This window comes from Sphingomonas sp. NPDC019816 (assembly GCF_050274375.1).
Classification (GTDB): domain Bacteria; phylum Pseudomonadota; class Alphaproteobacteria; order Sphingomonadales; family Sphingomonadaceae; genus Sphingomonas.
Genome location: NZ_JBNNOB010000135.1, coordinates 1 through 10,103, shown reverse-complemented (window position 1 = coordinate 10,103; position 10,103 = coordinate 1). Strand labels below are relative to the sequence as shown.

The 10,103-nt window shown below is 65.6% G+C and carries 12 protein-coding genes; 4 read left to right on the top strand and 8 right to left on the bottom strand.

Annotation, left to right across the window (positions count from 1 at the left end; all coding sequences use genetic code 11):
- Nucleotides 1-102 precede the first annotated feature (102 nt).
- Nucleotides 103-1,416 carry an adenylosuccinate lyase gene (purB, locus tag ACQKJZ_RS15915; protein WP_427732268.1) on the bottom strand — a complete coding sequence of 438 codons (1,314 nt, stop codon included), beginning with the start codon at nt 1,414-1,416 and terminating at the stop codon, nt 103-105.
- Nucleotides 1,417-1,635: 219 nt separating this feature from the next.
- Here purB and ACQKJZ_RS15910 point away from each other — a divergent pair, with 219 nt between their 5' ends.
- Nucleotides 1,636-2,091, top strand: coding sequence for an EF-hand domain-containing protein (locus tag ACQKJZ_RS15910; protein ID WP_427732266.1), 456 nt, complete (start codon nt 1,636-1,638; stop codon nt 2,089-2,091).
- Nucleotides 2,092-2,300: 209 nt separating this feature from the next.
- Here the strand turns inward: ACQKJZ_RS15910 and ACQKJZ_RS15905 are convergent, their stop codons facing one another.
- The 7 genes from ACQKJZ_RS15905 to ACQKJZ_RS15875 form a co-directional block, all read right to left on the bottom strand.
- Nucleotides 2,301-2,909 (bottom strand): 50S ribosomal protein L25/general stress protein Ctc, encoded by a 609-nt coding sequence (locus ACQKJZ_RS15905; RefSeq protein ID WP_427732264.1) that lies wholly within the window; start codon nt 2,907-2,909, stop codon nt 2,301-2,303.
- 182 nt (nt 2,910-3,091) lie between these two features.
- Nucleotides 3,092-3,916 (bottom strand): diacylglycerol/lipid kinase family protein, encoded by an 825-nt coding sequence (locus tag ACQKJZ_RS15900; protein ID WP_427732262.1) that lies wholly within the window; start codon nt 3,914-3,916, stop codon nt 3,092-3,094.
- Between the two features lie 113 nt (nt 3,917-4,029).
- Nucleotides 4,030-4,929 carry a TraB/GumN family protein gene (locus ACQKJZ_RS15895; RefSeq protein ID WP_427732260.1) on the bottom strand — a complete coding sequence of 300 codons (900 nt, stop codon included), beginning with the start codon at nt 4,927-4,929 and terminating at the stop codon, nt 4,030-4,032.
- Nucleotides 4,930-4,968: 39 nt separating this feature from the next.
- A complete protein-coding gene (locus ACQKJZ_RS15890) occupies nt 4,969-5,406 on the bottom strand; it encodes a hypothetical protein (RefSeq protein ID WP_427732258.1) in 438 nt (145 codons plus the stop codon).
- The gene (locus tag ACQKJZ_RS15885; protein ID WP_427732256.1) at nt 5,403-5,591 is read right to left on the bottom strand and encodes a hypothetical protein; all 189 of its coding nucleotides are present in this window, start codon (nt 5,589-5,591) and stop codon (nt 5,403-5,405) included. Before ACQKJZ_RS15885 ends, ACQKJZ_RS15890 begins: the two co-directional genes overlap by 4 nt.
- Nucleotides 5,588-6,037, bottom strand: coding sequence for a hypothetical protein (locus ACQKJZ_RS15880; RefSeq protein WP_427732254.1), 450 nt, complete (start codon nt 6,035-6,037; stop codon nt 5,588-5,590). Before ACQKJZ_RS15880 ends, ACQKJZ_RS15885 begins: the two co-directional genes overlap by 4 nt.
- Nucleotides 6,015-6,218 (bottom strand): helix-turn-helix transcriptional regulator, encoded by a 204-nt coding sequence (locus tag ACQKJZ_RS15875; protein WP_175312786.1) that lies wholly within the window; start codon nt 6,216-6,218, stop codon nt 6,015-6,017. Before ACQKJZ_RS15875 ends, ACQKJZ_RS15880 begins: the two co-directional genes overlap by 23 nt.
- A 249-nt stretch (nt 6,219-6,467) precedes the next feature.
- On the opposite strand from ACQKJZ_RS15875, the gene ACQKJZ_RS15870 reads away from it, so the two are divergent.
- From ACQKJZ_RS15870 to ACQKJZ_RS15860, 3 genes are all read left to right on the top strand, one after another.
- Nucleotides 6,468-7,307 (top strand): glycine--tRNA ligase subunit alpha, encoded by an 840-nt coding sequence (locus ACQKJZ_RS15870; protein ID WP_427732252.1) that lies wholly within the window; start codon nt 6,468-6,470, stop codon nt 7,305-7,307.
- Nucleotides 7,307-9,490, top strand: coding sequence for a glycine--tRNA ligase subunit beta (gene glyS / locus ACQKJZ_RS15865; protein WP_427732270.1), 2,184 nt, complete (start codon nt 7,307-7,309; stop codon nt 9,488-9,490). Before ACQKJZ_RS15870 ends, glyS begins: the two co-directional genes overlap by 1 nt.
- Nucleotides 9,491-9,614: 124 nt before the next feature.
- A partial coding sequence (locus ACQKJZ_RS15860; RefSeq protein ID WP_427732250.1) for a PEP/pyruvate-binding domain-containing protein occupies nt 9,615-10,103 on the top strand: 489 nt, incomplete at its 3' end.

Here is a 10,103-nt window from a genome sequence, read left to right as displayed (position 1 = left end):
GGCGACCGTTTCCTTGGATAACTCCCCTCCCGCAGGCGGGAGGGGTTGGGGGAGGGGAGTCCCTATCGGCGCGTCACTACGCCGCTGGGACTCCCCCGACAATCACTCGCCGAACACCCGCGCGAAGATCGTGTCGACATTCTTATAGTGATAATCGAGGTCGAAGCGCGCCTCGATCTCTTGCGGAGACAGCGCCGCCGTCACATCCGCATCGGCCTTGAGCAGCTCCATCAGCGACAGCTCGCCGTCCGACTCCCACACCTTCATCGCGTTGCGCTGGACGAGGCGATAGCTGTCCTCGCGGCTCACGCCCGCCTGGGTCAGCGCCAGCAGCACGCGCTGCGAGTGGACGAGGCCGCCCATCTTGTTGAGGTTCTTCTCCATCCGCGCGGGATAGACGACCAGCTTGTCGATCACGGTCGTCAGGCGGGCAAGCGCGAAGTCGAGGGTGATAGTCGCGTCGGGGCCGATATAGCGCTCGACCGAGGAGTGGCTGATGTCGCGCTCATGCCACAGCGCGACATTCTCCAGCGCAGGGGTGACGTAACCGCGCACCATGCGGGCGAGACCCGTCAGGTTCTCGGTCAGCACCGGGTTGCGCTTGTGCGGCATCGCCGACGAGCCCTTCTGGCCGGGCGAGAAATATTCCTCGGCTTCCAGAACCTCGGTGCGCTGCAGGTGGCGGACCTCGGTCGCGAGACGCTCGATCGAGCTGGCGATGACGCCGAGCGTGGCGAAGAACATCGCGTGGCGGTCACGCGGGATGACCTGGGTCGAGACGGGCTCGACGGTCAGCCCCATCTTTTCGGCGACATGGGCCTCGACGCTGGGGTCGATATTGGCGAAGGTGCCGACCGCGCCCGAGATGGCGCAGGTGGCGATGTCGGCGCGCGCGGCGACCAGGCGGGCGCGGTTGCGGTCGAACTCGGCATAGGCTTGCGCCAGCTTCAGGCCGAAGGTGACCGGCTCGGCATGGATGCCGTGGCTGCGGCCGATGGTTGGGGTCAGCTTGTGCTCATAGGCACGGCGCTTGATCACGGCGAGCAGCGCGTCGAGATCCTCGATCAGGATGTCGGAGGCGCGCGCCAGCTGCACCGCCAGACAGGTGTCGAGCACGTCGGACGAGGTCATGCCCTGGTGCAGGAAGCGCGCTTCCGGCCCGGTCCGCTCGGCGACATGGGTCAGGAAGGCGATGACGTCGTGCTTGGTCTCGGCCTCGATCGAATCGATCCGGTCGATGTCGAAGTCGCCGGCGGCCTTGTCGGCTTCCCAGATGCGCGCGGCGGCTTCCTTCGGCACCACGCCCAGCTCGGCAAGCGCGTCGGTGGCGTGCGCCTCGATCTCGAACCAGATGCGGAAACGGGTCTGCGGGTCCCAGATCCGGGTCATGGGGGCACGGGAATAGCGCGGGATCATCGAGAACACCTTTTTAGGTCGTGGAAACGGCACGGCTCACCGCCGTCTTCCTCTCGGAATCGCGGTGTATCGTGCCGTTAGCAGGGACGAGCCGAGCCTTCAAACCCGGCCCGCCTTTTCCTATATGGTAAAATGCAGATTGGGAACGTATCTCTAACGACGAAGATCGCGTCCCTGGTCTTCATAGTCATCGTTCGACCAGAGTAAGGGAGAGACGAGATGATGAAATATGCTTTTCTTGCCGGTGCCATGATGGTGTCTGCCCCGGTACTTGCGCAGACCACGACCGCACCCGCCCAGACCACGCCGGCGGCGCCGCAATCGGCACCCGCAACCATGGCGGAGCCGGCGCAAGCCGCGGCACCGGCGGCTGATCCCGCCGCACCGGCACAGGCGGCGCCCGAAGGCCAGGTGCAGGCGACCGGCAGCCAGATCGCGCAGGTCGTCGACACGCAGTTCCCGACTTATGACAAGGACGGCGACGGGCAGTTGAGCAAGGCCGAGTTCACCCAGTGGATGGTCGCGCTGAAGTCGCAGAGCGATCCATCGACTAAGGCGGATGCGCCCGCCACCAAGAAGTGGGTCGGCACCGCCTTCGCCCAGGCTGACACCGACAAGAGCAAGAAGGTGTCGAAGGACGAACTGACCGGCTTTCTAAGCCAGGGTCAGGGCTGATCGACACGGGCTTACAGGAACGTCCCTCCGTTCCAAGCCATCCCTGAGCGGGGATAAGCGGGGCCGCCGGACCGATGGTTCGGCGGCCCTTTGCCTGTCCAGGGAGCGCTCAAGGGACGCCGTGAAACGGGCACGAAAAAAGGGCAGGGGCGTTGCCGCCACCTGCCCTTCTTTTCGTTCGCTGACCCCCAGGGGAAAGCGAGGCCGGATCAGGCCTCTTCCGAACCTTCGGTCGGGGCGTCGGCCGCCTCATCCGCAGCGGTCGGGACCGTCGGCGGGACGATGGTGGCGATCGCGAAGTCGCGATCGTCGATGGCGGGCTCGGCGCCCTTGGGCAGCTTCACGTCCGAGATGTGGATCGAATCGCCCACCGCACGACCCTTCAGCGAGATGCTGATCTCGGTCGGGATGTTGGCGGCGTCGACCACCAGCTCGATCTCGTGGCGGGTGACGTTCAGGACGCCGCCCTGCTTGATGCCGCTCTGGTCTTCGTCGGTGAACACGACGGGCACGGCGACCGTGACGGTCTCATGCTCGCCGATGCGCAGGAAGTCGACGTGCAGCGGGCGGTCGGTGACCGGATGGAACGCGACGTCCTTCGCCAGCGTGCGCTGGCCGTCCACCATGATGACCGAGGTGAAGAAATGACCGGTCATCAGCGCCTTGACGAGGGCCTTCTCTTCGAGATGGATCGACGCGGCGGCCTGGTTGCGGCCATAGATCACGGCGGGGACGCGGCCTTCACGACGCAGCGAACGGGAGGCTCCCTTGCCAACCTGATCGCGCGTCTCGGCGGCGAGCGTAAGGGTGTCGCTCATTCCAGTAACTCCGAAACAAAATGGATATAGGCTTCCGACCACGCCTCCAGGGATGACCATGACCGGAAGCGGCGGCGCATAGCGGCAAAGGGCGTGAAAGGCAAGGCACGGCGCTGCCGCGTTCCTTTCAGAGCCCTTCCATGACGATCCCATGGCTGCCGAGACATGGTCCCGCCTTAGCCTCAGACCGTCGCGATGATGTTCGCCGTGCTTTGACGCAGGGTGATGTCGCACCCGGGCGGCAACTGGCGGAGTTCTCCATCGAACAATGCCGGGATAGCGCGGCGTCCGGCAAGACGAAAGCCGGTGCTTCGCGCACGGGTCACGCCTTGGGCACGCGTCCAGTCGTCGGACAGCGCCATCCGGCCGAGATCGAACAGTTTTCGCCATGTCCGTGCATCGACCGCTGCGACATCGAGCCGGTCGCCGTGCGGCGTGACGAACACCGCCTGATAACGTCGTGGCAGCGCCGGCACGCCCGCCAGCTTGAGGCCGGTGCCGAAGCTGCGCCGCCATGCCAGCCGGACGGCCAGGAGCAGCCGCCCGATCCGCCCGTCGCGCACCGCCTCGCGCGCCGCCGCCCAGCGCGTGGCGGGGCCGAGGATCAGGCCGGCATAGGCGTGATGTCCATCGGCTTCGGCGAAGGGAAGCGAGACCCGGCGCGGCGGTCGGTCGGCCAGCCGCCGCAGGATGGCCAGAGCATCGCGCTCGCCATGCAGCGTCCTGGCGAGCAGGTTCATCGTGCCGCCGGGTAGGATCAGGATCGCGCCGTCCCATGCGTCGAGCGCGGTCAGCACGGTATTGACCGTTCCGTCGCCTGCATAGACGACCATCCATTCCACGCCGGCGCGCGCCAGGGCGTCGGGGGAGGGCAGGTGGTCGTCGGGAAAACCGGTTCGGCCGGCCATGTCATGGTTCATAACGGACAGCGTGTCGCGAATGTCCGCCGCAACCGTCTCGGCGGTCGAGCCCGATCGCGCATTGGTGACGAACCAGTAACGCCGCATCGCCCATCCCTTCGGAAACGTCAGGCGATGACCAAACCGCATATGCGCGTCACCCTGATGACGCGGCAACGCCGCCCACCCGTGATGCGGGTGGGCGGCGTCGTGATGGGGGATCAATATTGGATGCGCTGTGCGGTGATGCCCTGCTTGGCGAGCTGGGCCTGGACGCTGTCGGCACCGGCCAGATGGCCCGCGCCCACCGCCATGAAGACGGTGCCGGGTTTGGCCATCCGTTCCTTGATCCACGTCGCCCAGCGGGCGTTGCGGTCGGTCAGCAGCGTCTTGGCGACCTCGGGCGAGTCCTTCAGGCTGTCGTTCATGTCGCGGGCCAGCGCGTCGGGATCGCCATGCGCCCATTCGTCGACCATCTTGGCCATTTCCTCGCCCGCCTTGGGCAGTTCGTCGACGGTCGAGGTCAGGAACTGGATCTGCGCCTGTTGCGACAGGCCGTTGAAATAGCCGATCTGCTGCTCGGCGGTCTCCAGCCCGGCGACGGGCTTGTTCGCCGCCTTGGCCGCATCGGCCAGCACGGTTTCGGGGCCGTTCTTGGGATCGTAGCCCAGCTTCTGGATCGGCGCGAGCGACAGGGTTACCGCCGCGAGCCACGGCTTCATCTTGTCGAATGCCGGGGCGGGCAAGCCCGCATCGGTCATCGCCTTCAGATAGGTGCCACGCTTGTCGGCGGGCAGCTGCTCGGTCAGGGTCGGGCCGGTGGTGACGATGCCGTTCTTGAACACGATCTGCTGCATCGTCGCCTGATCGGGCTGCACCATTTCCAGGACCAGCTGGTCGGACTTGTCGAAGGCGGTTTTCACCGCCTCGTCGAACCAGGACAGGCCGGGTTTCAGCACATGGATGGTGCCGAACAGATAGATGGTGGTGTCGGCATCCTTGACCATCCAGAGCGCGGGGTCGGCGTCATTGGGGTTCTGCGCGGGCTTGCTCTGTGCGCAGGCGGGCAGCGCCAGCATCAGCGCGAGCGAGGTGAGGGCGGTCTTCATGATCGTCTTCATGGGATCGGACTTTCGGAAAAGGAAGGGGAAGGGGGCGGATCAGGCGTATTTGCGCCACAGCCAGACCAAGCCGCCTACGCCAAGCATCGCGCCATACACCCATTCGATCTGTACCGGGGACAGCGCGCCGCCGCGCCACAGGAACCACCAGACGGGCACGCCCAGCCCAACCGTGTAGAAGCTGGCGACGGCGCCGTCGCGGTACGCCTGACGCTCATGCTCGTCGACGACCTGGTGCCAGCGCCACGAAATGACGGGTATGACCACGCCCCAGATCAGCGCCATCAGCACGGCGAACCACAGCGGCAGCGGCGAGGACCATAGGTCCGGTCGGGCAGCGGCGCCCGGCGGCTGTTGCAGCACGATCAGCGCGGTCGACAGCCCGGCGATCCCACCGACGGCGCCGGAGATCGCCAGCAGGCGGTGGTTGGCACGCTCGCTCGGTCCCTTGGCAATGCGCGAAGAATTGGTGGTCATGGTCGCACCTCGATGGAAAGATGGACGGAAAGGGTTGGCACCCGCACGCCATGGGCGGCGGTAGCGGCCTGGATATCGGGGCGGAGCGTATCGAGCGTGATCTCGCCCACGCGACCGGCCCCCCAGCCGAGCAGCGACAGCGCGATGCCGCTCCCGATGACCGCGCGGGTCAGGTGGCGGCTCATGACCGCACTCGCCGGATGAAATAGGAGGCCAAGCCGATCAGGATCGCGATACCCCAACTGGAGTTTTCGAAATCCGCCTGATGCATCTGCGCGCCGATGATCGCCATCATCGGGTGCAGGATGAAGCTCGCCAGTCCGATCACGGCCCATGTCTCGATCGCCAGCCGCCGCTGCATCTCGTCGGTCTCGCGCCAGTTGCGCCACGTTACGATGCCCCCGACGATCAGGATGACGACCGCTGTGATCTGGGCCAGTGGCCGTGGTGCGGATGCACGGGGAAGGTGGAACAACCCGTCGATAAACCCTTCCAAGAACGGAAGGCCGACCATCAGCGCGACGGCCACGGCGACCAGCACAATCCGCCGCTGCTTCCGGCGTGCCGCGCGCGCCGCCTCGCGGCTCTCGCCCCAGCGGGCGTCACCTTCACTCACCATGATGCTCGTCATCGAAAATCTCCTCGATGGGCAGTTCGAACAGCCGTCCGATGCGGAAGGCGAGCGGCAGCGAGGGGTCGTATTTCCCCGTCTCGATGGCGTTGACGGCCTGGCGCGACACATCCAGCCGCCCGGCGAGTTCCGCCTGGCTCCAGTTGCGTTCGGCGCGCAGCACCTTGAGGCGATTTTTCATGTCCACCTCCTCTTGCATGGCCAACCTCCCTTTGTCACCCATGCATGACGTAATGTCAGGTGACCATGACAAGGTGACAGCGAGTCGCGACACTGTCAACAAGACCTGACAAAATATCATGCGTGGCTGACTTTGTGTTGATGTGCGTGGCCGCGCTTGCCTTGACCGCGTGAAGGCCATCCGCCAAAGCCTCCGCCCATTATGCAGACCCGAAACGGCTCCCCGGAAGGTCCACTTTCCTTCCAGCGCATGATCCTCACCCTCCATGACTATTGGAGCGAGCGGGGATGCGTGATCCTGCAACCTTATGACATGGAGATGGGGGCGGGCACCTTTCACCCCGCGACCACCTTGCGCGCGCTGGGGCCGGATTCGTGGAACGCCGCCTTCGTCCAGCCGTGCCGTCGCCCGACCGACGGCCGCTATGGCGAGAACCCCAACCGGCTTCAGCATTATTACCAGTATCAGGTGATCCTGAAGCCCTCGCCCGCCGACCTGCAAGACCTGTATCTGGGCAGCCTGGCGGCGATCGGCGTCGACATGACCAAGCACGACATCCGCTTCGTCGAGGACGATTGGGAAAGCCCGACGCTGGGTGCCTGGGGCCTGGGCTGGGAAGTCTGGTGTGACGGCATGGAGGTGACCCAGTTCACCTATTTCCAGCAGATGGGCGGATACGACATGAAGCCGGTCGCGGGCGAGCTGACCTACGGCCTCGAGCGCCTCGCCATGTATATCCAGGACGTCGACAATGTGTACGACTTGGCGTTCAACGATGCGGGCGTGAGCTACGGCGACGTGTTTCTCGAGAATGAGAAGCAGATGTCGACCTGGAACTTCGAGATCGCCGACACCGACACGCTGTTCGATGCCTTCAAAAAGGCGGCGGCCGAGTGCGAGCGCTGCCTGGAGGCCAAGCTGCCCATCCCCGCCTATGAACAGGCGATCAAGGCCAGCCACACCTTCAACCTGCTGCAGGCGCGCGGCGTAATCTCGGTGGCGGAGCGCCAAGCCTATATGGGCCGCGTCCGCGATCTGGCGAAGGGCGCATGCGGCGCCTGGATGGACAAGAACGGCTGGGCCGCGTGATGACCGATTTTCTACTCGAACTCCGCTCCGAAGAAATCCCCGCCCGGATGCAGGCGGGTGCGCGCGAGAACCTCGCCAAGCTCTTAACCGCCGAACTCGCCAAGGCCGGGCTGTCGGCGGGTGAGATCGCCACCTATGCCGGGCCGCGCCGTCTGGCGCTGATCGCGCGCGGGCTTCCGTCCGCGACCGAGGCGGTGTCCGAGGAAGTGAAGGGGCCGCGCGCGTCGGCGCCGCCGCAGGCGCTGGAGGGCTTCCTTCGCAAGACCGGGCTGACCCGCGAGCAACTGACCGAGCGTGACGGCGTGCTCTTCGCGATTACCGAAAAGCCCGGCCGCGCGACCGCTGAGGTGCTGGCCGAGGCGATCCCCGCGATCGTTCGCGCCTTCCCCTGGCCCAAGTCGATGCGCTGGGGTGCGGAGTCCGCTTCGACCGAGTCGATGCGCTGGGTCCGCCCGCTGCACGCCATCGTCGCGCTGTTCGGCGGTGAGGTCGTGCCGTTCGAAATCGCCGCGATCACCAGCGGCAACGTCACGCGCGGCCACCGCTTCCATGCGCCTGCTGAGATCGTGCTGACTGGCGCGGACACATATGTCGAGCAGTTGCGCGCCGCCAAGGTGCTGGTCGATCAGGACGAGCGCGCCGCGATCATCCGTGCGCGTGCCTCCGCGCTCGCTGCCGAGGCCGGGCTGGAGCTGGTCGAGGACGAGGGACTGGTCGCCGAGAATGCCGGGCTGACCGAATGGCCGGTGCCGCTGCTCGGCCGCTTCGACGAAGCCTATCTCGACGTGCCCCCCGAAGTCATCCAGCTGACCGCACGGGTGAACCAGAAGTACTTTGTCTGTCGCTCCGCCGACGGCAAGCTGGCGAACGCCTTCGTCTGCACCGCCAATATCGAGGCGAGCGACGGCGGCGCGAAGATCGTCGAAGGCAATGGCAAGGTGCTCGCCGCCCGCCTGTCCGACGCGCGCTTCTTCTATGAGACGGACCTGAAGACCAAGCTCGACGATCTGCGGCCTAAGCTGGAAAAGATCGTCTTCCACGAAAAGCTCGGCACCGTTGCCGACAAGGTCGAGCGGGTGGCCAAGCTCGCCCGCTGGCTGGTCGAAGAGGGGATCGTCACCGAATCCCCCTCCCGCAGGCGGGAGGGGCTAGGGGAGGGCAATGCCCCGAGCGACGTCGCTGGTGGAGAGGTCCCCCCCCCATCCCCCCCCGTTTACGGGGGGGGCGAGCTTGCCGATCTGGCCGAACGCGCCGCGTACCTGGCGAAGGCCGATCTCGTCACCGGCATGGTCGGCGAATTCCCGGAATTGCAGGGGCTGATGGGTGGTTACTACGCCGCCGCACAGGGCGAAGACCCGCGCGTGGCCGAGGCGGTTCGCGATCACTACAAGCCGGTCGGGCAGGGGGATGACGTTCCCACCGCGCCGGTGACGGTGGCCGTAGCGCTCGCGGATAAGTTGGATACGCTTGTATCGTTCTTTGGAATCGATGAGCGGCCAACCGGGTCTAAGGACCCCTTCGCTTTGCGTCGTGCCGCCCTCGGCTTGATAGGTCTGATACTCGATAATTCGCTGCGTTGTTCTGACCATGATTTGTTTTATCAAGCGGTAGGCAATTCTGAGGTCGACATCGGCACAGTCGTTGCAGGTGGCTATTTCCACGATTTTGTTATCGATCGTCTTAAGGTTCAGCAGCGCAGCAACGGCGTTCGGCACGATGTGATCGATGCGGTGGTTCTGCCTGGTAGCGAAAGCGAGTTTGGAGGAGAACGAGACCTCGTCCGCCTGCTCGCCCGCGTCCGTGCGCTGCAAGCCTTCGTCACCACCGACGACGGCACCAACCTGCTCGCCGGGTACAAGCGCGCCGCGAACATCCTGAAGAAGGAAGGCGTCGAGGGCGACCAGAGCTGGACCGCACCGACCTATACGCTCGAACCCGCCGAGGCCGATCTGATCGCCGCACTCGATGCGGCCGAGCCCAAGGCGGCGCAAGCGGTGCAGGCCGAGGATTTCGAGGCCGCCATGGCCGCGCTCGCCTCGCTGCGCGCGCCGATCGACCGCTTCTTCGACGATGTGACCGTCAACGACGCCGATCCGGCCAAGCGGACCGCGCGCCTCGCGTTGCTCGCGCGTGTCCGGGCTGCCGTTCATACGGTGGCGGACTTCTCGCGGATCGAGGGATGACGTGAGCCGGATCGGGAGACGGGGCGATACGTTCCTGTCTTCCCCTCCGGCAATATCGCCTTATGTACACCGACGCCTGTGTCCCCAGGGCGTCGGACGTGACGACCAGTAAAGGATCGAACCGATGACCTATGTGTACCGTTTCGGCGGCGGCGTTTCGGACGGCGGCAAGGGGGACAAGAATCTGCTTGGCGGTAAGGGCGCGAACCTGGCCGAGATGGCCTCGATCGGGCTGCCGGTGCCGCCGGGCTTCACCATCTCGACCGCGATGTGCACCCGCTATTATGAGGATGGCGAGCAGTTTCCGCAGGAACTGCGCGACGAGGTCGCGGACGGTATCGCGCATATCGAGGCGGTGACCGAGAAGCGCTTCGGCGACCCGGAAAATCCGCTGCTGGTCTCGGTTCGCTCGGGCGCGCGCGTGTCGATGCCGGGCATGATGGACACGGTGCTGAACCTCGGCCTCAACGACCAGACGGTCGAGGGGCTGGCGAAGAAGGCGGGCGACGAGCGTTTCGCCTGGGACAGCTATCGCCGCTTCATCCAGATGTATGCCGATGTCGTCCTGGAGCTGGATCACGGGGCTTTCGAGGAAGCGCTGGAGATCGCCAAG

Coding starts and splice junctions, on each gene's coding strand:
- purB (WP_427732268.1), bottom strand. CDS start 1,416: ATGATCCCGCGCTATTCCCGTGCCCCCATGACCCGGATCTGGGACCCG.
- ACQKJZ_RS15910 (WP_427732266.1), top strand. CDS start 1,636: ATGATGAAATATGCTTTTCTTGCCGGTGCCATGATGGTGTCTGCCCCG.
- ACQKJZ_RS15905 (WP_427732264.1), bottom strand. CDS start 2,909: ATGAGCGACACCCTTACGCTCGCCGCCGAGACGCGCGATCAGGTTGGC.
- ACQKJZ_RS15900 (WP_427732262.1), bottom strand. CDS start 3,916: ATGCGGCGTTACTGGTTCGTCACCAATGCGCGATCGGGCTCGACCGCC.
- ACQKJZ_RS15895 (WP_427732260.1), bottom strand. CDS start 4,929: ATGAAGACGATCATGAAGACCGCCCTCACCTCGCTCGCGCTGATGCTG.
- ACQKJZ_RS15890 (WP_427732258.1), bottom strand. CDS start 5,406: ATGACCACCAATTCTTCGCGCATTGCCAAGGGACCGAGCGAGCGTGCC.
- ACQKJZ_RS15885 (WP_427732256.1), bottom strand. CDS start 5,591: ATGAGCCGCCACCTGACCCGCGCGGTCATCGGGAGCGGCATCGCGCTG.
- ACQKJZ_RS15880 (WP_427732254.1), bottom strand. CDS start 6,037: ATGACGAGCATCATGGTGAGTGAAGGTGACGCCCGCTGGGGCGAGAGC.
- ACQKJZ_RS15875 (WP_175312786.1), bottom strand. CDS start 6,218: ATGAAAAATCGCCTCAAGGTGCTGCGCGCCGAACGCAACTGGAGCCAG.
- ACQKJZ_RS15870 (WP_427732252.1), top strand. CDS start 6,468: ATGATCCTCACCCTCCATGACTATTGGAGCGAGCGGGGATGCGTGATC.
- glyS (WP_427732270.1), top strand. CDS start 7,307: ATGACCGATTTTCTACTCGAACTCCGCTCCGAAGAAATCCCCGCCCGG.